General features: G+C 52.0%; 22 protein-coding genes and 1 tRNA gene. 11 read left to right on the forward strand and 12 right to left on the reverse strand.

Annotated elements, in window-relative coordinates; genetic code table 11:
• Window positions 1-67 precede the first annotated feature (67 nt).
• On the forward strand, window positions 68-1054 hold the full coding sequence (locus IPI86_RS02360; RefSeq protein WP_345296374.1) for a prephenate dehydrogenase/arogenate dehydrogenase family protein: 987 nt from the start codon (window positions 68-70) through the stop codon (window positions 1052-1054).
• Complete coding sequence (locus tag IPI86_RS02365; protein ID WP_345296375.1) at window positions 1051-1314, forward strand: GIY-YIG nuclease family protein; 264 nt, start codon at window positions 1051-1053, stop codon at window positions 1312-1314. Before IPI86_RS02360 ends, IPI86_RS02365 begins: the two co-directional genes overlap by 4 nt.
• A gap of 64 nt (window positions 1315-1378) precedes the next feature.
• Here the strand turns inward: IPI86_RS02365 and IPI86_RS02370 are convergent, their stop codons facing one another.
• Window positions 1379-1930, reverse strand: coding sequence for a phosphoribosyltransferase family protein (locus tag IPI86_RS02370; protein ID WP_345296376.1), 552 nt, complete (start codon window positions 1928-1930; stop codon window positions 1379-1381).
• A 104-nt stretch (window positions 1931-2034) separates the two neighbouring features.
• On the opposite strand from IPI86_RS02370, the gene IPI86_RS02375 reads away from it, so the two are divergent.
• Genes IPI86_RS02375 through recN form a run of 6 tightly spaced genes read left to right on the forward strand, consistent with a single transcriptional unit; the run spans window position 2035 to window position 6665 of the window.
• Window positions 2035-2268: a hypothetical protein gene (locus tag IPI86_RS02375; protein ID WP_345296377.1), complete on the forward strand. Its 234-nt coding sequence runs from the start codon at window positions 2035-2037 to the stop codon at window positions 2266-2268.
• A 15-nt stretch (window positions 2269-2283) separates the two neighbouring features.
• Window positions 2284-2916: a hypothetical protein gene (locus IPI86_RS02380; RefSeq protein ID WP_345296378.1), complete on the forward strand. Its 633-nt coding sequence runs from the start codon at window positions 2284-2286 to the stop codon at window positions 2914-2916.
• Window positions 2917-2936: 20 nt separating this feature from the next.
• Window positions 2937-3449: a CRISPR-associated protein Cas4 gene (gene cas4, locus IPI86_RS02385; RefSeq protein WP_345296379.1), complete on the forward strand. Its 513-nt coding sequence runs from the start codon at window positions 2937-2939 to the stop codon at window positions 3447-3449.
• Between the two features lie 43 nt (window positions 3450-3492).
• Complete coding sequence (locus tag IPI86_RS02390; RefSeq protein WP_345296380.1) at window positions 3493-4353, forward strand: NAD(+)/NADH kinase; 861 nt, start codon at window positions 3493-3495, stop codon at window positions 4351-4353.
• Window positions 4350-4925, forward strand: coding sequence for a hypothetical protein (locus tag IPI86_RS02395; RefSeq protein ID WP_345296381.1), 576 nt, complete (start codon window positions 4350-4352; stop codon window positions 4923-4925). The genes IPI86_RS02390 and IPI86_RS02395 overlap by 4 nt, the downstream gene beginning before the upstream one ends.
• A gap of 3 nt (window positions 4926-4928) precedes the next feature.
• Window positions 4929-6665 (forward strand): DNA repair protein RecN, encoded by a 1737-nt coding sequence (recN, locus tag IPI86_RS02400; protein WP_345296382.1) that lies wholly within the window; start codon window positions 4929-4931, stop codon window positions 6663-6665.
• 212 nt (window positions 6666-6877) lie between these two features.
• Here the strand turns inward: recN and IPI86_RS02405 are convergent.
• A tRNA-Arg gene (locus IPI86_RS02405) sits at window positions 6878-6949 on the reverse strand.
• Between the two features lie 37 nt (window positions 6950-6986).
• On the opposite strand from IPI86_RS02405, the gene IPI86_RS02410 reads away from it, so the two are divergent.
• A complete protein-coding gene (locus tag IPI86_RS02410) occupies window positions 6987-8432 on the forward strand; it encodes a M1 family aminopeptidase (protein WP_345296383.1) in 1446 nt (481 codons plus the stop codon).
• Between the two features lie 15 nt (window positions 8433-8447).
• Window positions 8448-8870 (forward strand): hypothetical protein, encoded by a 423-nt coding sequence (locus IPI86_RS02415; RefSeq protein WP_345296384.1) that lies wholly within the window; start codon window positions 8448-8450, stop codon window positions 8868-8870.
• Window positions 8871-9005: 135 nt separating this feature from the next.
• On the opposite strand, the gene IPI86_RS02420 is transcribed toward IPI86_RS02415, so the two are convergent.
• A complete protein-coding gene (locus IPI86_RS02420) occupies window positions 9006-11078 on the reverse strand; it encodes an S-layer homology domain-containing protein (protein ID WP_345296385.1) in 2073 nt (690 codons plus the stop codon).
• A gap of 156 nt (window positions 11079-11234) precedes the next feature.
• Window positions 11235-12260, reverse strand: a complete 1026-nt coding sequence (locus IPI86_RS02425) for an aldo/keto reductase (protein ID WP_345296386.1) — start codon at window positions 12258-12260, stop codon at window positions 11235-11237.
• Window positions 12261-12625: 365 nt separating this feature from the next.
• Between IPI86_RS02425 and IPI86_RS02430 the strand changes: the two genes are divergently transcribed.
• Complete coding sequence (locus IPI86_RS02430) at window positions 12626-13222, forward strand: class I SAM-dependent methyltransferase (RefSeq protein WP_345296387.1); 597 nt, start codon at window positions 12626-12628, stop codon at window positions 13220-13222.
• A gap of 103 nt (window positions 13223-13325) precedes the next feature.
• Here the strand turns inward: IPI86_RS02430 and IPI86_RS02435 are convergent, their stop codons facing one another.
• From IPI86_RS02435 to IPI86_RS02470, 8 genes are all read right to left on the reverse strand, one after another.
• Window positions 13326-13838, reverse strand: coding sequence for a hypothetical protein (locus IPI86_RS02435; RefSeq protein ID WP_345296388.1), 513 nt, complete (start codon window positions 13836-13838; stop codon window positions 13326-13328).
• Between the two features lie 159 nt (window positions 13839-13997).
• Window positions 13998-15476, reverse strand: a complete 1479-nt coding sequence (locus tag IPI86_RS02440) for an NAD(P)/FAD-dependent oxidoreductase (RefSeq protein WP_345296389.1) — start codon at window positions 15474-15476, stop codon at window positions 13998-14000.
• Window position 15477: 1 nt separating this feature from the next.
• On the reverse strand, window positions 15478-17073 hold the full coding sequence (locus tag IPI86_RS02445) for an NAD(P)/FAD-dependent oxidoreductase (RefSeq protein ID WP_345296390.1): 1596 nt from the start codon (window positions 17071-17073) through the stop codon (window positions 15478-15480).
• A 93-nt stretch (window positions 17074-17166) separates the two neighbouring features.
• A complete protein-coding gene (locus IPI86_RS02450; protein ID WP_345296391.1) occupies window positions 17167-18363 on the reverse strand; it encodes an aminomethyltransferase family protein in 1197 nt (398 codons plus the stop codon).
• 131 nt (window positions 18364-18494) lie between these two features.
• A complete protein-coding gene (locus tag IPI86_RS02455; RefSeq protein ID WP_345296392.1) occupies window positions 18495-19385 on the reverse strand; it encodes an NmrA/HSCARG family protein in 891 nt (296 codons plus the stop codon).
• A 1-nt stretch (window position 19386) separates the two neighbouring features.
• Complete coding sequence (locus IPI86_RS02460; RefSeq protein WP_345296393.1) at window positions 19387-19725, reverse strand: luciferase family protein; 339 nt, start codon at window positions 19723-19725, stop codon at window positions 19387-19389.
• Window positions 19722-20177: a MarR family transcriptional regulator gene (locus tag IPI86_RS02465; RefSeq protein WP_345296394.1), complete on the reverse strand. Its 456-nt coding sequence runs from the start codon at window positions 20175-20177 to the stop codon at window positions 19722-19724. The genes IPI86_RS02460 and IPI86_RS02465 overlap by 4 nt, the downstream gene beginning before the upstream one ends.
• Before the next feature lie 156 nt (window positions 20178-20333).
• Entirely contained in the window at window positions 20334-20891 is a 558-nt protein-coding gene (locus IPI86_RS02470) for a hemerythrin domain-containing protein (RefSeq protein ID WP_345296395.1), read from the reverse strand.
• Window positions 20892-20972 lie beyond the last annotated feature (81 nt).

Here is a 20972-nt window from a genome sequence, read left to right on the forward strand (position 1 = left end):
CCGCGGTTCTCGTATTTAACGAGATACTGGCAGTATAATTGTTTCATCAAATTCCTGCGAGGTATATATGCCCATTCAAATCACAATCATTGGCCTTGGTCAAATTGGTACTTCAATGGGGCTGGCGCTCGCGGCCCATAAAAATTCCATTCTGCGGGTGGGACACGATAAAAAAGCGGATCTGGAACGCGAAGCCCAGCAAAAAGATGCAATCGACAAGGCGGAGCACAACCTGCCCACCGCTGTGCGCGACGCGCGGATCGTGGTGCTGGCAATGCCTGTCAGTCAAGTGCGCGAGACGTTGGAGTTCATCGCTCCCGATCTACAGGAAAACACTGTAGTGCTCGATACTTCGCCTGTAAAATCGAATGTGGCGAAGTGGGCGAAGGAATTACTACCCGAAGGGCGATATTATGTGGGATTGGCCCCGGCAATTAACCCTGTTTACATGCACGACTTCCAATTCGGTCAGGCCGCAGCGAAAGCTGATCTGTTTGCGAATGGCTTGTTCCTCATCGACGCACCCTACGGAACCCCTGAAGAAGCGGTGACCACGGCTGTGGATTTTGTGCGCCTTTTGGAAGCGCTGCCTTTGCTTGCCGATCCCATGGAATCAGACGGATTAATGTCCACTACGCATATTTTGCCGCAGCTTGTAGCGGCTTCATTATTGAATGCCACGGTTGACCAGCCCGGCTGGCTGGAAGCCCGCAAAGTGGCTGGCCGTGCTTATGCAACTGTGACTGCAGGGCTGGCCTATCAGGACGAAATCGATTCGCTGCGGATCTCCTCCCTACAAAACCGCGCAGGCATGATCCACGCATTGGATGTGATGATCGCGGCGCTGCGTGGTTTCCGTGATGACATTGAAAAGGAAGATGATGACGGGGTTGCTGCCCGCCTCGAAGCTGCGCTGGAAGGACGTCAGCGTTGGTTGAGCGAGAGAGTCTCTGCGGATTGGACAAGGGGTGCCCGCTCCGAAGCAGTAGATATGCCAACCTTCTCCGAAAGATTTTTTGGCGGCATGTTTGTAAAGAAACACACCAAGAAATGAGTTGTTATTGTTACATCGTTGAATGTTCTGATGGAACCTATTACACCGGCTGGACGACTGACCCTGAAAGACGCGTTTCGCAGCACAATAAAGGCGTTGGCGCAAAATACACGAGCACCCGCCGACCTGTGAAACTGGTCTACCTCGAATCTCAACCCAATCGTACCGAAGCCATGAAGCGCGAACTTGCGATCAAGCGAATGAAGCGGGACCAAAAGGGAAGGTTAATCGAGACAGGAAAAATAAATAGTAAGCAATAAATGAAAAAAGGCCCGGGATATTCTCCCAGGGCCTTAATTTTTTAATTGCTCGACGACCCAACTACTATCCTGTAAATAACGGCAAATGTCCCAGCGATATGATGTGCATCCACTGGGCGCGATCGCCTTCAGTGAGAATGGCGGCTTCGGCGACCACATTCGCATCCACTTTATCAAGGATTATGCGCATGCCTTGCAGTGTCGAGCCTGTACTGATGACATCATCCAAAATAATAACCTTTTTGCCTTGAATAAGTGTGCGGTCTTTCTCGTCCAAGATCAGAAGCTGCGGCTGGCCGGTGGTGATCGAAAGGGTTTCCGCTTTGAGCGCATCGCCCATGTAAGGTTTATAGGTTTTGCGCAGGATCACATACGGTTTTTTCGTTTCAACTGAAAGCGCATACGCCAGCGGAATCGACTTTGCCTCTGCAGTTACGAGAATGTCGTAATCAACATCCTCAAGTTTTTTTCCAAGCTCGCGTGCACTGGCCTGTACCAGTTCGGTGTCGCCGAGAATATTAAGAATGGCGATCCGCAATCCGGGCTTGATCTCGAACAATGGTAATTCACGCTTGATACCTGCGATCTCAATTGAATAGGTGTCATGAGTCGTCATGGATTTCCTCTTGATGGGAATGATTTTTTGCACGCGAAGTTTATCATAACTCCACATCGAAACTGAAATAATCGGGCATAGAAAATTTGTGCTATACTTTGCCCATGCCAGTCACTCGCGCTTCCGAAATCGGAAATTACCTCTATTGCCGCCGCTCCTGGTGGTATCGCAAAAAGGGATTTGAATCAGCGAACCAGGCTGAGATGGCCGCCGGGACGGAACTACATCACAGGCATGGGCGCAAAGCCCTCGCCTCGTCTCTCTCGCGGACCTTTGGCCTGATCCTGTTTCTAGGGGCATTGATCCTGCTCGTGGCATATTGCACTGCACAGTTATAAATTCATCGGAGAATCATGTCTGACTTGCTAAACCGCCTTGCCTATCTACAAACCCGGCGCGACCGAACGCCCAATCTCGATCTGGCGCGTGACCTTGCTGCGCGCAACGACAAGGCGGGCATCCGTGAGATCGCGCAAAACATGTGGAACGAAAACAAGAACATTCACTGGGACTGCATCCACGTCATGTATGAGATTGGCATCATCGATCCTGAACTCATTGCGCCCTACGCCGAGGATTTCATCAAGCTGTTGAAAAGCAGACACAACGATATGGTCTGGGGTGCCATGACCGCGCTGGCTGAAGTGGCGAAAGTCAGGCCCGATATCATCTTCAATCATTTGGATGACATCAAAAAGGCCAGAGATGAAGGCTCGGTTATCACTATCGATAATTCCGTCTCCGCGCTGGCGCACACCGCCGCAGCAAATGACGAGTACAACAAAGCCATTTTTCCATACCTGCTCAAGCACTTATCGACCTGCCGCCCCAAGGAAGTTCCGCAGCATGCAGAGAGAACGCTGCCTGCTGTGAATGAATCCAACAAGGATGATTTCATCAAAGTCCTCAGGAAAAGAAATGACGATCTTTCCGGCGCGGCATTTACCCGTCTGGGTCGTATCATAAGGCTGGCTGAAAAAATCTAAACTTCATTGGTCACTAAAAAATGCTTTATCTGGCTCTTGCCCTCTTTATCTTTGCCCTGTTCTTCTTCCGCAAATCCTCGATTCAGCGGAAGGAAGCGGGCTTGCCCGGCGGCCGCATCATCTATACGGATACACGCGGCTGGGGCAAAGTGGAGAAACCCCTCTTTTACCCGGCACTCGAGTTGACAGGCAAGCCTGATTACCTCGTCGAAAAGAATGGGCAGATCATCCCCGTGGAAGTGAAATCTGGCCGCGCACCGGAAGCGCCGTATGATTCGCATATTTATCAACTTGCGGCATATTGTCTACTCGTGGAAAAAACATACGGGAAGCGTCCGCCGTATGGGATCATCCATTACGAGAACCGCGATTTCGCTGTGGATTACACCCACGAACTGGAAACCGCTCTGATCGATCTTCTGGGAGATATGAAAGTGGACGAACACAAGCATGATGTTGCGCGCTCACATGAACAAGCCGGACGTTGTGCAAAATGCGGTTTCAAGAATATTTGTGACCAAAGCCTTGCCTGAAACCAGGGATACGTTGTGAGATTACAAAAGGTATAATTTCGTTATGCCATCCTTCCTGCCAAAACATCCTGTGGTCACGGCTTATCCGAAAATGCCTGAAGCTTTTGCTGAAGCCGAAGCGATGGCAGCCTTCCTCAAAGAGAGAGGAATCGAGGCACCTTGCAGCTCCTTGTATGATGAAGAACTCCGCAAGCGTGTAAAAAAAGGCGAGTTCGATATGCTCATCGCCGTTGGTGGGGATGGCAGTGTCCTGCGGGCGGGTCATTTGTGCGCTCCCAGCGGTGTGCCGATCCTCGGTGTAAATCTTGGCAGGCTGGGTTTTTTGATCCAGATCGATCGCAAGGAATGGCGCGAGTATTTTGCAAAACTATTCAATGGCGAAGCGTGGATCGAGAATCGCATGATGTTGCGCGCTGAACACATCCGTGTGGGTGAAAGCCTCGGCAGTTCCAATGCATTGAATGAAGTCGTCGTTGCACGCGGACAAAACCTGCGTCCCGTGCGCCTGACCGCTTCGGTGGATGATCGTCGTCTCACCAGCTATGTTGCAGATGGGTTGATCGCCTCCACTGCGACAGGTTCCACAGCGTACGCTCTTGCAGCAGGCGGGCCCATTCTTCCGCCTGAGTTACGTAATATTTTGCTTGTGCCCATTGCGCCGCATCTCTCTGTGGATCGTGCAGTGGTTTTGTCGGAAGGCTCCTCGGTTAGCATTGTTGTGAAAAGTGAAAATTCGGTTCTCAGTGTGGATGGTCAGCCGCCGACACCGTTGATGGAAGAAGACCAGGTGAAAGTGACCGCTGCGGATGTCACCGCGCAATTTGTCCGCTTTGGTGATCCTGGTTATTTTTATCGCAATATCACAGCGCACATGAATGAAAATTCTTTAGGATTTCCACGATGACCAATATAGAGAATAATCCAGCTGTCACCTATTGTTATGCCCACCCCGGCCGTGAGACGGGTTTGCGCTGTAAACGCTGCGAAAGACCGATCTGTGCCTCGTGTGCACAGCGCACGCCCACTGGGTATCTGTGCAAGGATTGCGTCAACCAGCATCAGAAAATATTCAACACCGCCGTTTGGTACGATTATCTGATCGTGTTCTTTACATCGGCAACTCTTTCGGGGCTGGCCGCGGTTGCCACGATTATCATTACATCCATTATCTGGGGCATCTTTATTATTGTGCTTGCCCCGCTTGCGGGTTCGATGATCGCCAACGTCACACGCCGTTTTGTGAAAAATCACCGCTCGCCCGCTTTGAATTACACGCTGGTGGCAGGCATGATCGTTGGCACACTTCCTGTTTTGTTGATGAGCGGCCTGCCCGCTTTGTTTGTCATGCTTTCCGGGGGCACGGATGTGATGAGTGGAATATCCTTTTTCTCGCCCGTGCTCTGGCAGATCGTTTATCTTGTCATCGCCACACCGCTGGCATATTCCCAATTCTCAGGTCTGGTCTTTAGACAATAGCCTATGCTCACTGAACTTCATATCCAGAATTTTGCCATTATAGATAAACTCGATCTGCGTTTTGACTCCGGCCTGATCATCCTCACGGGTGAAACAGGTGCGGGCAAATCCATCATCCTCGACGCGGTGGTCATGCTCATCGGCGGCAAGGCAGATACAACCTTTGTGCGCACTGATTCAGACGCCGCATTTGTTGAAGCGGTGTTCCAGCTCAAAGGTCCAGAAAAAGAAGCGGTGATTGAAGTCCTCACCCGCGAGGATCTGTTGGATGATCCGAATTATGTAGTGCTGATGCGCGAGATCCGCAAGGAGGGACGCAGTGTGGCGCGCGTGAATGGCCGCACGGTCAATGTCGGTTTGCTGCGTGAACTTGGCGCATTGTTGATCGACATCCACGGACAGGCGGAACATCTCTCGCTGCTCGATCCCCGCGCACACCTCGGCCTGCTCGATCGCTACGCGGAAGTTGCAAAGCCCCTCAGCGATTATCGCCAGAGCTATCAATCCTTGCTTGGATTGCGCCGCGAACTTTCTGAGTTACGAAAAGCGCAATCGGATGCGGAACGCCGCACCGAAATGCTCACATATCAGGTGGAGGAAATTGAACTGGCCCACCTGAAAACTGGCGAGGACGAGGAATTGCGCAAGGAACGTGACCGTTTGGCGAATGCCGAGTCTCTGGCGCAAAATGCCCAGGAGGCGCTGGCTGTCCTCGATGAAGGTTCGCCTGAAACACCTGCCGCCACCGACCTGATCGGTCAGGCCGCACAGGCATTGGCCGCCCTCGCAAAGATTGACCCTGAACAAGCCGAGCTTGCGAATCAGGCTGAACTCATGCTCGACACGATCTCGGATGTCGTTCATGGCTTGCAGAATTATCTTGAAGAGATCGAATTCAACCCCAAAAGACTCGATGAAGTGGAAGAACGGCTTGACCTGATCCACTCACTCACACGCAAATATGGCGGCAACATTCCTGCGGTGCTTTCCTATGGCGCTGATGCCCGTAAACAGTTGGAAACCCTAACGGGCGCGGTAGAACGTATCAACGAATTGGAAATGCAGGAAGCGAAACTGCTCGAAAAACTCGCCAAACATGGCGGCTCGCTTTCTGAAAAACGCAAATCTGCGGCGATCACAATGGGCAAGGGAATCGAAACCGAACTCGCCGATCTCAGAATGGAAGCGGCCCGCTTCGGTGTGGACTTCCAAACCAAACCCGATGTGAACGGTATTCCCATGCCTGATGGTACGCGTATCGCGTTCGATCAAAATGGTTTTGATCGCGTTGAATTCCTGATCGCGCCGAATCCCGGTGAAGGCCTCAAGCCGCTGGCAAAGATCGCCTCCGGTGGTGAGACCTCACGTTTAATGCTCGGCTTGAAGAACGTGCTGGCCCGTGCCGATCAAGTTCCATCTCTTATTTTTGATGAGATCGATCAGGGCATTGGCGGACGTGTGGGCATGGTGGTCGGTCAGAAACTTTGGAATCTTTCGCGTTCGCACCAGGTCTTTTGTGTCACCCATCTTCCCCAACTCGCTGTTTTTGGTGACCAGCATTATCAAGTTCAAAAGCTTGTGGATAAGGGCCGCACATTGACACGCGTGGAAAACCTCGAAGGCGAACCGCGCCTGCTCGAACTTTCGCAAATGCTTGGCGAAGTGGGGGAAGGTACATTGCGTTCCGCGCACGAATTGCTGCAAACCGCGCGCCAAATGGTCAAGAGTACGAAAAAATAAATCGTCTACACAAGGCAACAAAACATCCCGCAGGTTCGTTTGGGTCTTTCGACCCAACAAGCCTGCGGGATGTTCTTTTTGACGATTAAATTAAATGATGAGCGCCAGGGTGAGGGGGGCACCCTAGCGCTCATCATTGACAATATTACTACTGGCTTTTATTTTTTGCAAGGGCTTGCGCATTAAATTTCCATAAGAGATTTATAAGCTTGTGCCCCGAGTAGGAATCGAACCTACATCTAAGCCTTAGGAGTGCTTTGTTCTATCCGTTGAACTATCAGGGCGATACTGGAATTATACACAAAAGGTTAAAATATATCCATGCGCCGAATCTTCCTCCTATTCTTCCTGCTGGTCACAGCATGTTCACAGCCCGCTTCTCAAACAGCGACGGCACTTCCAGTCAGCACGCTTGCACCCACGATGCCTCCTGCCGAAGTGCCCACGGCAACGGTTACGCCGATTCCGATCCCTGCGCGTGAAAAATATACGCTCAACACCTTCATCGATTACGACCTTCACTTCATCGATGTGGCTGAAACCATCGTCTACCCGAATCACACAGGGCAGCAGCTTACCTCCCTCACGCTTGCCGTTGCTCCGAATTTTTGGCCGAACTGTTTTTATGTCATGGAAATAAAAGTGGATGGGGCTGCGGTTACGAATTACACCCTCAACCTTAATCGACTCGACATTCCGCTTCCGACTCCGCTCGAACCTGATTCCGTTTCGACAGTGTCTCTGCGCTATAGCATCTTCCTCCCTTACATGGACCAGGTCAACAGTCAACGCGCGCGCATCTTTGGGTACAGTGAAATTCAAATGAATCTCGTGAACTGGTATCCATTCATTGCGCCGTTCAAGGATGGCGACTGGGTCATCCGCGAACCGTGGTCGCATGGCGAATATCTCGTGTATCCCATTGCGGATTTTGAAGTCAACGTGAAATTTGCAGATCCGCAGACCGCCCCCGTCATTGCCACCAGCGGATTCGCCGAACCAAATGGTGAGTTCACACGCTATACATTAACTGCTGGGCGTGCTTTTGCGATCTCCGCCAGCCGTGATTTTCAGGTATCCACTACGCAGGTGGGCGAGACGACCGTTTATAGCTACTATTTTCCCATTTATAAAAATGCGGGCGATGCCGCCATGCTGACCAGCGCGCAGGCCATTCAAGTCTTCTCGCAGATGTTCGGGCTGTATCCGCACAAAACGCTTTCGATCGTCATCGCTGATTTTCAAGACAGCATGGAATTCTCTGCGCTGTATTTTCACAGCCGCAGTTTCTATAACCTGTATGACGGAAGCCCGCAAAGTTACCTGATCGCCGTGGCCGCGCACGAAACGGGACATCAATGGTGGTTCGATCAGGTCGCGAACGATCAGGCGCAGGAACCCTGGCTGGATGAATCCCTGACCACCTATTCGGAAGCGATCTATTATGAAGCTGCGCACCCCGATGCGCTGGCATGGTGGTGGACGAATCGCATCGATTTCTTCGAACCGTTCGGGGAGATCGACATCCCCGTGTACGAAGGCCAGAATGCTGACACGTATAAATACATTGTCTATTTCAACGGCGCACATTTTATGAAAGACCTGCGCGGACGTATCGGCGATGAAGCCTTCTTCGCTTTTCTGCAGGATTATTACAACCAGGGACGAGAGAGGATCGTCTCAGGCGATGATTTCTTCCGTATTCTCGACACACATACCGATGCAGATTACTCTGACATTGTGAGCGAATATTTCAAGAACAGATGAAAAGGAAAATAGAAAATGAAGCCCAACCTTATCAAACCCATGCTGGCGATCATCGCCGCTCCCGTTTTTTCGGCGATCCTATCCTTCATGAAGTTCGTACCTGCTCCGCCCAATCAGGGACTTGCTTCCTTGTTGTATTTGCCGATCTGCATGCTGGGACTCCCAGTCTGCATTTTGCTTGGGCTTCAAAAGAAGTTGTTAGGTGTAAGGCTGCTGGCCGGGCTGGTGCTGGCGTTCATTTTCCCGTTCATCCTTTTTATTCTGATCAATCCGTTGTGGATGCCGAGCAGTATGTCTACTTGTAAACAGATCGAATCGCCGGGCGCAATGGCCAGGTATGAGTGTGTGGATACATCGAGCGATGACATGAGCTATCGCCGCGAGTTTATTGTGGAAGGATTCGATGGTTGGCCGGTCATGCGGATCGTTGAGGATTAGGCGCTGACTCTGTCGAAAATACAGAAGCAGTTATCAGCAGAGTCTGAAGCGATGTTGGGGTGAAGATAAAAATCAAAGAGGCGGTCCATCTTATTTGAGATGGGCCGCCTCTTTGTAAGTCATTTTGAAAAATGATTATGGTGCGAGGTTAAATGTCCTCACGAGGAAGACTGCCATCTCGGCGCGGCTGACCAGCTGACTTGGACAATAGTTACCGTTGCCGCAGCCAGCCGTGATGCCCTCGGCAGCGAGTTGTTCGATCCACGCGGCCGCCCAGTAATCTGTGGGTACGTCGGAAAATACGCCAGTTGCGGGCGGCGGGGTATGGGCGGAGCCGTATTTTGCGCGCAGGAGGAAGATGGCCATTTGGTCGCGGGTGACGTAATCGTTGGGGCAATACAGGTCGGGGCCGCATCCGGCCGTGATGCCATCGGCGAAGAGCTGTTCGACCCATGCGGCAGCCCAATAATCAGCGGGGATGTCGGTGAAGACCGTGCCTGTTGCGGCAGGTGGATTGTAGGCCGCACCATTCATGCCGCGTTCGAGGAAGACCGCCATTTCTGCGCGGGTGACCGGGGCATCGGGGCAGAAGGTCAGTGGATTTGTTCCGCAGCCGCTGGTAATGCCTGCGGCGTACAGGGTTTCGATCCAGCTTCGAGCCCAATGATCGGAAGGCACATCGGCGAAAAGGCTTGAAGAATATTCGTCTGCGCCGATATCGCAGCCTGCGCCTTGCGGACGAAGGTCGCCGGAGAAATCGTCGACGGGCGCGCTGGCGCAATTCGCTGTGTCAATGGCGGGCGAACCGGAGAGCAGCCTGTATTCTGAAACAGAAGTGCCTGAAAGCTGCGGATCGATGAATATGGAATGGGCATCGTTGCCCGTGGCGGATTGATAAGCAGCAAAGCCCTGATGAAAGGTGTTTTTCCATTGCCATTCACTGCCGTCAATTCCGGCGGGGGCGAAGTAAAGGTTGTAATCCACCACATTGTTTTGATTTTGAGTGTATGGATTGGTGATGAGCCAGCTTTGTGAATTGGCGAAGAAGATATTGTTCTGGATGATGTTGTTGCGGGTGTCGAATTGAATCCATAGTTCGCCGTTGCCATCCTGATTCGAATCGTTCCCGAAGAAGGTGTTGTTGACGATGGTGGAGTTTTCGGTGCTGCCACGCTGGGTGTCGTATCCGCCCATGGCCAGACCGGCAATATGATTGTAGTAGATCAGGTTGTTGCGCACGGTGATCTCACTGGTGGCGCGGCCCTGATGCTCGCTGGCGATCTCGATACCGATATTGGACATGAAAACCTGATTGCGCTCGATGACGATACGCGTGCCGCCATCTACATAAATGGCTGCCGCGCTTTGAGAGCCGCCATAGGCGGGATTGGTGATCGTATCAATGGCATAGATTACGTTATCGCTGACCACACCATCCCGTGCCTGATCGTAGGCAGAGTTGGGTGAGACGCCTTCAAAACCGATAAAGTCCATGCCGATGTTGTCGCTGTAGCTCACGGTGTTGTTTGTAACGGTGAAAATTTCAACATTCCCGTTGAGGACCATCGCTTCGCTGTTGCCGAGTTTCAGGTCATGCAGGTTGTTGCCCTGGATCAACAGGTCATGGATGGATGCCGGGGCGGCGCTTCCATACACCGCGAGGCCGTGGGCATTGCCGTTCGCGCCTGCAAGTGTTTCGATGTGATGGATGTTGTTGTTGAGGATCTGGATATGATGAGATGCGCCGGTGACGAAGATGCCCATCGGCGTGGCACCTGCCTGATTTGTAGAGTAGTTGCGGATCTCAAATCCGTTCAGGATAATGTAGCTTTGATCCTGGATCAAGAAGCCGATATCCCCGGCGGTGGATGCAAATCCGCTGCCATCAAGAATGGCGGTTTCGCCGGTATAGCTTTGAAATGTAATATGTCCATTGGCTGCGGAGCCCGATACGTTGATGAAGACCGCCTCGTTATAAATTCCACCGCGGACCTGCACAACATCACCGGCGGTCACTGAATCAGCTGCGTGTTGAATGGTGCGCCAGGGCTGGTCTTGTGTTCCGGGGTTGCCGTCATTTCCGCTGGTGGCAACATAATAGGTTTGGCCCGCGGCTTGCACTGAGGTGACCGGGGCACCGATAAAAAAGCTGGTCAGTATCAGAAGAACGAGAAACAGTGAAAATGCCGAACGTGAACTGTTGCGCATGGCTATTTCCTTTCTAAAGTGGCTGATGAATAAATGGAAACTTGAAGGATTGTAACAAACAAACGCAGGTATCTCGCTGTGAAGAATCTCTTTTGAGCTTAAAAAACTCACCCCGTAGTCAATTCTGCGGGGTGAGTTTTTTGGTGTTCGATTGAATTATTTACGATGATTGTCTATCTTGTCGAAAGTTGCGCCGAAGATGTAGCGATTTCCGTTGAGCATGTCCTGCGGGAAACCCAGATCGATCTGACTGACGGTGTCGAGCCGCTGGTATTGTTCCTCGGTCAGTTTCCAATCGATGGCGTCGAGATTATCCTTTAATTGTTTTGCGCTGCGCGCGCCAAGGATGGGAATCATCTGTGCCACGGGATTCTGCCTGACCCAATTGATCGCCACCTGTGACATGGGTTTGCCTGTTTCCTGCGCGACGGATTGCACTTCCTTCACGATGTTCTGAGATTTTTCTCTTAACTTTAATTTCTTCTGATCGATCCTGGTGGAATCTTTTATTTTTTTCAGGAACTTGCCCGTTAAAATGCCCGCTTCCAGCAGACCCCACGGCAGAACCGCCATGTCCCAATGAGCAGCCATCGGAATGATGGAGCGTTCCACGGCGCGGTCAAGCAGCGAGTAGGGCACCTGCATTCCGATAAAACGCGACCAGCCCATTAATTCTGCGCGTGTATTTGCTTCCGCCACGATGTAGGCAGGTGAATCGGAAAAGGCCACGTAATTCACCTTTCCCTGGCGGACCAGATCGTCGAGCCCGCGCAGCACTTCCTCCACAGGCGTCATGTAATCCCACATGTGCAGATAATAAATATCAAGGAAATCCGTCTTCAAGCGTTTGAGGCTTTTTTCCACCGACTTCATCATGTTCTTGCGGCTGTTCCCGCCGCCGTTCGGGTCGGTATTATCGGGCTTTGTCAATGTGTACTTGCTTGCGACCACAAAATGATCGCGGTTCGTCTTCAAAAGATCGCCGAGAAATTCTTCAGCAGTTCCATCTGTATAATTGACAGACGTATCGATAAAATTCCCGCCCGCGTTGGCGAACAGGTCGAACATCTTTTTACTCTCAGCTTTGGATGCTCCCCAGCCCCAGGTCTCGCCGAAGGTCATCGTGCCCAGACAAAATTCCGAAACGCGTAATCCGCTGTGACCAAGTAGTTTGTAACGCATGGCTCTCTCCTGTGAAATTTTTTGTCAGTATAGCATGGCGGGATATTTATTCGCCCCTACCGTAGAAGGGATTGTACCGCTCCCTGCGATTTACATATAAAACTCTAATTTGCGCAGTGAAAAGTCCGTGCTAAAATTTTTCTGTGAACACAACCCGACCACCCTGCTAAGTTAAAACCGAATCAACAGTTCACAAGACCCACTTTCAGCGGGTCCGTTTTACATTCCCTGTAACTAAAAACAAACCCACCCCCGATGATCTCGACGGTGCCTGACCCACAAAGGGCCGTCTGTTTTCACGCGCCCGTGATCCTCCAACTCCAACCTGTCTCTATTCAACCCTTTAGACAGATTGGAGATTTCACATGGAAACAATTCGGGGCAAAGTGTCCCATAATTTGGATTTGACTGACTTTTATGCACGGCTTGCAAATTACGATCGCATCACACTGGACCTGGGTACGGGTGACGGCAAATTTGCATTTTGCCACGCTGACAATTTTCCCAACCACTTCGTCATCGGCGTGGACTCGTGCCGCGAGAACCTGCACGAACATTCGCGTGCCAAACTGCCGAACCTGCTCTACATCATTGCCAGCGCGCAATCCCTGCCGCAAGAACTGCGCGGACTCGTTTCGCACATCACCATCAACTTTCCGTGGGGCAGTCTGCTCGAAAGCCTGTTGAATGGTGATGATAGACTCCTGCGTGGTTTGGAGTCTGTTGCAGGTTCATCGGCTGCGTTGGATGTCCGCTTGAATGGTGGCGCACTTGCCGAACAAGGTTGGAGTCTTGAATATGGTGCGGAACGCATCTTTGAGAATCTCACCTCGGCAGGCTGGAATCTTCACAAGCCTGAGATGCTGGATTCGCATGTCTTGCGCTCTTTTCCCAGTACCTGGGCGAAACGCCTTGCCTTTGGCCGCGATCCACGTGCAATTTACTTGAGCGGTTGTCTGTAAAAAAGCAGATCATTTTCGCGCACCATGCGGACAGTGTATTGACGCTTATCAGAGTTGACGCGGGTAGATGTTAATCTACCCGCGTTTTACACATTACATACAGTTACTGAGGTGGTTGAACGAGCCCGGAAGAATTTCCGTCCTGGGTAAAAAAATCTACAACAAAGACATGGAACGTTCCGTTGCCGCAATCCACCTTCCATTCTTCCTGCCATGAACCTTCAGCATTTGGCTGGGATATCACTGTAATTTCAGTAGTATCCACTTGTGGAGCCGGGCAATTCGCTTCTTCGTAGTAGATGGGAATCTGCGACCATACAAATTCACGCGCCCTTTTATCTCCCAGCCCGCCTTCCGGCGCTTGGCTAAAAGGTGTGAACGGAATCGGAACATTGGGACTGTTGGGGTCATCTGGATTCACTGGAATCTCAAAAACTTCCTGAGCCTCATCTACAACTCCTTTTACTGCTACATAGGCTTGGTAGCCATAATAGCCACCTATCCCCAGCGCAAGACAACAACAACCGAAAAGGATTATCACGATAATGGAAATTATTAAATTTCGACTCGAACTTCTATCTTCACCAATAGCGGAATTCTGTGGGTCGGTATACATTAGCAATTATCTCCTGTAAATAAAATTTATATGCATTATTCTCAAAAAGAAAAATAAATCAATACCCCCATTAGGATGAAAACCCCCGCCTCGCTCTCACCTTATCTTGCCTCTATTACAAAAAAGCGGATTCAAGCTGAGGCTTGAATCCGCAAAAATTTACTTCAATATTTTCGCCGCGTTCCGTCCCGCCGCGCCGCTGACTCCGCCTCCGCCGTGGACTCCGCTTCCGCAGAGATAGAGGTTATCAATGGGTGTTTTGTGATTCGACCAGCCTGGGATGGGTCGCATGAACAGGAACTGGTCGAGCATGAGTTGACCGTGGTTGAGGTCGCCTTCGGTGAGACCGTAGGTTTGTTCGAGGTCGAGAGGCGTTATCAATTTGCGATTTACGATTGACGATTTTAGATTGGGGAAGTATTCCGCAAGTGTATCGATTGCCAACTTCTCAACCTTCGAACCTTCCACCTGCCAACTGCTCTTCTTCAAAGCATACGGCGCGGATTGGAAATGGATACTCACCACATTGCCAGAAGTTGTCACTTCCAAATACGGCTTCTCGGAAATCTCGCCATACTTCGCGGCGTCGTAGGCGCGTTCGAGGTATTTGATGGATGGGGCGAGGACGACTGTCCCTTCGGGGATGCCGTGATTGCCATTCGTCTGCAAGTGGATTTTCGCCACCGAGCCGCGCATTTTGATGGACTGGGTGTGCCAGACGAATTCGGGCGGCAAATCCTGTGCGCCGACGAGTTTGAGCAGGGTGTGCTTCGGGTCTGCGGAGGAGAGGATTTGATTTGCAAGAATCTCTTCGCCATTTGCGAGGATGACGCCCTTCGCAATTTGACTTTCCACTTTGATACTTTTTACTTCTGCCTCGGTTCTAATTTCACCACCGAAGGATTTCACCGCATTCGCAAGCGCTTGTGTGATTTCGCCCGCTTTGCCAACATTGACATTCGCCAAGCCGCCGCGATTCATCCAGTTGTGGATGAGGGTGTAGCCTGTGCCTGCGCCCATCGGTCCGAGGGTGAAGCCGTGGATGCCGACGGATGCAATCGCTGCTTTGACCACGTCAGATTCAAAATATTCATCGAGCAATTCCTGCGCGGTCATCGGCAGGGCGCGGATGAAGTTGAGCATGTCTTTGCGACCCGCGAGTTTCAGTTCGAGTCCCAACTCCAGCAAGCCGTAGCCTTCGCGGATGTTGAAGTTCAGCGGCAGGCGCGGCATGATGGTGGCGTAGGCGGTGTCGAGAATGCTTGCGGCTTTATCCATGAAGCGGACAAATTCAGGGAAGCGCGCCGCGTCTTTTTCGGAGATGCGTTTGATGGACTCGGCGTCGAGGGTGAGGTGGTTGCCGTCTGCCTGGAGGGAGATGAATGGTTTTCGGACGGTATCAACTGTCAGCCCGTGTGAGGCGAGTTTCAGGTCTTTGATAATGTCGGGGCGCAGAGTCCCGCCTGCATAAATTGAATCCGCTTTGAAATCATCGCCGAAAGATTCTGTAACAACCGAACCGCCGACGATGGCGCGGCGTTCAAGCACCAAAACTTTTTTGCCTTGCTTGGCGAGATAGGCAGCAGCAACGAGTCCGTTATGACCTGCGCCGATGATGATGGAATCGTAGTGGCTCATTTCAAACCGTCCTTGAGAATTTCTTTTGCCGCCAACATGCCTGCCGCGCCCATGACGCCGCCGCCGGGGTGTGCGCCGCTTGCGCCGAAGTAGTAGCCTTTGAGCGGGGTGCGGAAGTCTGCCCATTGCGGGGTGGGACGCAGGAAGAAGATTTGGTGCAGCAGCAGTTCGCCGTGGAAGATGTTGCCGCCCGTGATGCCCGCGATGGCTTCGATGTCTTTCGGTGAGATGACCTGCATGCCGACGATGGCTTTGCGGATGTTCGGCGCGTATTGCTCGATGGTCGAGATGACCGCTTCGCCGAGTTCGTGCGCTTCGTGTCGTTCCAGCCGCCTTCGAGGTCGTACGGCGCGTATTGCACGAAGCAAGACATCACGTGCTGTCCGGGAGGCGCCATGTCTGGGTCGATCATGGATGGGAAAATCATATCGAGATACGGGCGCTTGGAAATCTGCCCGTACTTCGCGTCGTCGTAGGCGCGCTCGATGTAATCAATGCTCGGGCTGATGGACACCGCGCCGCGATGCAGCGCCGAGTCGTGACCTTTGCCTTTGAAGGGCAGCGCGGTGAAGTTGGGCAGTTCGCTCAACGCGATGTTGACCTTGCCCGACGAGCCGCGTGTGCGGAAGTTTTGCAGCGCGGTGACGAATTCATCGGGGAAATGTTTTTGCTCGACGAATTGCAGGAAGGTGCGCTTCGGGTCTGCGGCGGACATGACGACTTTGGATGTGAGTTCATCGCCGTTCTCGAGAGCGACGCCAACAGCGCGTCCATTCTTAACGATGACCTGCTTCACGCTTGCGTTGAGTCTGACTTCCACTCCGAGCGCTTTCGCTGCGCTGAGGATGGAGCCGCTGACTCCGCCAGAGCCGTTCTTGGCAAAACCCCACGCGCGGAACGCGCCGTCAATTTCGCCCATGTAGTGATGAAGCAAAACATACGCCGTGCCAGGCGAGCGCGGACCGAGGAAGGTGCCGATGATTCCGCTGGCGGCTTTGGTGCCTTTCAGCGGGTCAAACTCGAACCACTCTTCGAGCAAATCCGCTGAGGATTGGGTGGCGAGTTTGGCAATTGCGTACAATTCTTTTTCAGAAAGATTCGCAGCGAATTGACCGACTTTGAGCAAGCCCATCAAGTCCTTCACGCTGAGCGAGGATGGGTCGGGCGGAATGAGATTGATGATGGGCTTGATGGCTTTCGCCGCGCGCGCCATGACGCGGGCGTATTCGTCATAGGCTTCTGCGTCTTTGGGCGAGTGACGATAGATCTCGCGGCGGGTCAGGTCGTGGTCATCCCATGCGCCGAGATAATCTCCGTTTTCCATCGGCGTGACGGTGGAAGGAAGCGGAAGGATTTTGAGTCCGTGCTTGGGTAATTCCAAGTCACGGATGATTTCGGGGCGTAACAAACTCACCACATACGAAAACTCGGTGAATTTATAACCAGGGAAAATTTCCTCGGTCACTGCCGCGCCGCCCGCGATATGTCTGCGCTCGAGCACGACCACTTTCTTGCCAGCGCGCGCGAGGTATGCGCCAGCCACAAGTCCGTTGTGACCGCCGCCGATGATGATTGCGTCGTATTGATTTGATGTCATAAGTTTTCTCTATAATGACGTTGTTGAAGGTTTGACGGTTGCTAAGGTTGAAAAACCATTCTTCGTCAAACTCTATCAACATCTTCTGTTTAATTATTTCTTCTTCCACTCAGGCTCGTAGAACGGCAGCTTGACCACCTTCGCAGGCGCGTGTTGACGGTGATGTTCGACCGTGATTTCCATGCGCACATCGGTGCCGACTTCAAAGTATGGCTTTTGCAAATGCGCGAGGGCGATGTATTTTTTCAACACAGGTGACCATGTGGATGTGGATGCATATCCAACTTGCACATTGCCAACAAAGATCGGCAAACTTCCGCGCACGGCTGTGCCAGGGATTTGCGGCGGCAAGCCAACGCCTGCGAATAATTTTTCCATGCCAACCCAATCCACTTCCAAACCGACCATCTTCCATGTGGAGCCTTCGCGCTTCTCACGTTCCAATGCGCGGCGACCGACGAAGTAGCCAGGCTTATCGAGCGCGACTGTCCAATCGAGTCCCAGCTCAAAGGGAGAGGATTTCTGCGGTTCGATCCATGCGTGGGATGCGGAGGTGTAATCCACATCGAGCATGAAGAGACCTGCTTCCACGCGTGCCATGTCCATTGCCAAAATGCCGACGGGTGCAATGCCGTAATCGCCGCCGACTTCCATCAACTTATCCCAGATCGGAAGCGCGTCTTTTGCGTCCATCCAGATTTCGTAGCCGAGGTCACCTGTGTAGCCTGTGCGTGAAATGGTGACTTCAACTCCGCTAATCTTGTTCTTCATCATGCGGAAATACTTCAACTCGTCCACGGGTTTTTCAGCGACGATGTTCAAGACCTTGCGTGTGTTCGGTCCCTGAAAACTGAGCGCCGCCACATCGTCCGTGACTTCGGTGATTTCCACTTCCATGCCGACCGCATTCATCGTCAGCCAGCGCAGATTCGGTTCCGCAGCAGTCAGGCGAAAGGTCGTTTCGTCGAAGCGCGTGACGGTGCCATCGTCGATCATCTTGCCTTCTTCATCGCACCAGCCCGTGTAGAAGACTTGTCCCACGCTCATCTTGTGGATGTTGCGTGTGGTGACGCGATGCAGCAGAGCCGCCGCGTCTTTTCCTTTAATCACATACTTGATCAGCGGCGAGACATCGATCAACGCTGCCGCATTGCGGATCGCCCAATACTCGCGGTCGAGCGTGTGCTCGTACGAGCCTGCGGCGAAATATCCCGCCCACTTGCGCCAATTCTGCGGCTGGCACAACGCGGACGTTCGTTCATGGAATGGAGTGGTTTTTAGTTGAAGCATGGGGGAGGGTTCCTTAATGGCGAGGATTGTACATTATATATAATTTGGTGACAATCACGAGATTTGGCAATTAAAGACAAAACAGGTCAGAGTTGCTCTGACCTGTTTTGTGCATTTTCGACCTCTTAAACTCAATTATTATGTTCAGGGATAAGAATCGGCTGTTGGTTCTTCCAGCCATTCTTGAGAAGATAATCCTCGAAGCGTAACAAGCCCGGGTGAAGTTTGCGAAGCGCGGCGATATCCGCATCATAGGCTTTGCCGTTGAAGAATTCGTAGGCGGCTTTCATTTCTTCTTCCGAGGCGTTGCCCCATCCACCGGTTGGCGCGGTCAGCGTTACGGGACGTCCGATCACCTTGGTGAACATCTCGGCGACTTGAGGCTCGGTCAGTTCATCGCCAGCGAGTTCAATGGTCTTGCTGAGATATTCCTTGGGGTTCGCGAACGCCAGCGCGGCGAATACACCAATATCTTCGACAGCAATGATCTGGGTCGCTTTGTCGGGACGGGTACCATTGCCCGAGAACGTGCCGCTCAAAATGTAAGCGCGGCTCCAGTTGTAGTTATCCATGAATGCCACGGGGCGCAGAATGGTGTAGGGTACGCCAAGCGTGTGGACATACTGTTCGATGATCCACTTGCTTTCGAAATGTTTCTGTCCCATGCCGCGATGTGCCGAACCGACCGATGAATAAACGAGATGCTGAACACCAGCTGCTTTGGCAGCATCTGCCACCAGCTTGCCCTGCTTGACTTCACCATCGAAACCAACCGTCGGCAGCCAGAAGTTCTGCACGCTGAAGACGCCATACACACCTTTGAACGCGGCATCGAGATCAGCCTGATTGTCCATGTCGCCTGCGACGAGTTCTGCGCCGAGCGATTTCAATTCCTGCGCGGCGGGCTTGTTGATATCACGCGTCAATGCACGAACCTGCCAGCCATCTGCCAAAAGTTTTCTTACTACAGCGCCGCCTTGTTGCCCGGTGGCGCCTGTTACTGCGATAAGTTTGTTGTTCATTCTATACCTCTATAGTTTTTGGTTTTTGTTTTTGTGCGATCTCATAACTTTCACGAAACAAAGCAATTGCCTTTTCCACATCATCTTCCTGCCGCAGGTAGAAACTGATCCAACCTGTCTCCGGCAAAAGGTGATGCGGCTGCGCGCGCCCTGCAGCGACAAGCGCATCGCGCACTTTCTTGGGAAAGGGAATATCCACCATGTGGTCGCCATGGATGTGCCCGACTTCGCGTTTGCCGATCACATACTCCACGCCGCCAAAGCGATGTGGCTGCACCGTCACACCTGCCCAGGATGTGACCGCCTGTGTAATGCGTGTCTGCGCACTTTTTACGCTCATGCAGACTCCCCGCCCCTGCCCAGCTTTTTGCACAATTCGCCCAATGTCTCCAACTCGCTTGCGGATAGAACCTGGAACTCTTCCACTAAGGCAGCCACATGATTCGGAAGAATCGCTTCCAGCTTGCCCGTGCCTGCCTTTGTTAAATGGACATGGATCACCCTTCGGTCTTTTCCATCGCGCTCGCGTCGGACATAGCCGTCGCGTTCAAGGTTGTCGATCACTGTGGTCATGTTGCTTCCGCTTTTGAGGACTTTGGTGCTGATCTCACCCTGGGTCATGTGACCAAGGTGATATAACGCCTCCAGCACGGAGAACTGCGAAGGTGTCAGGTCTCCCATGGTGTTGCGTTCTGCTAGCCGCGCCAGCAGGGAATTGGTGCAGCGGGTGAGCTTAATGAAAGTGTTGAGCGTGCGCTTTTCAGCGCGGGTTCCTGGATAATGTGTGGGCATATCAAAACCTTTTGACGTCATATAGTTTGATGTCGAAATATTATCGCGCGGCGAATGAAATGTCAAGCCTGAGGCGCCTAGCCTTAAGGCTAGGAATTAAAAAGAAAACTCACCCGCGAAATGTTTTCGGGATGAGTGACTTTCATGGAAGCGGGTCTATTTCCAATCGCTCAATTGCTCTTCGAGCCTTTCGATCACTTTGACGTATTTGTTCGGGTTGTCTTTCGGCAGGTGTTCGAAGACCATGTCGTTGAGTTTTTCGGCGATCTGTTGATCTTCTTCAAGGGTAAAAGTTTGTTCAAGCAGAGGGACGATCAAATTTCTCATTCGTTCAAGGCGCTGGCGGCAGGTGTTTGTATATTCGCTGACCGCCCAGCCCACTTCACTGCGCGCGATCTCGTCGCCGCCCTGCCATTGTTTGGCCGCATTGAGGAGATGTTCGGCTGTTTCCTGACATTTTTTCTGGTCGGCTTTTAGCGAGCCGATCGGTCCGCCTTCCGAAGGAAAGCCGCCGTTTTCCAGCTCGTTGATGAGGTATTCTTCCTTTTTTTGGAAGACTCCCTCGATAAATTCCTGAATAAAACTGTGCCCGAGGGTGAAGAAACTGGCTTGGGCAAGTTTGTTATTGCTCAGTACAACGGACCCCCCGCCCAGTACATCAAGGAAACGTCGAATGGTTTCCTGGTCGGTTTTAATTGCTTTTGCGATTCGCATATCTTTCCCTGATTCTTTTTTGGGGTGTATTGTTTTGTGGAGTATACCATGCAGTAAACAGAGCGGAAATTCCCTGCCGTC

The sequence above is a fragment of the Candidatus Villigracilis affinis genome (genome assembly GCF_016705895.1).
Taxonomy (GTDB): Bacteria; Chloroflexota; Anaerolineae; order Anaerolineales; family Villigracilaceae; genus Villigracilis; species Villigracilis affinis.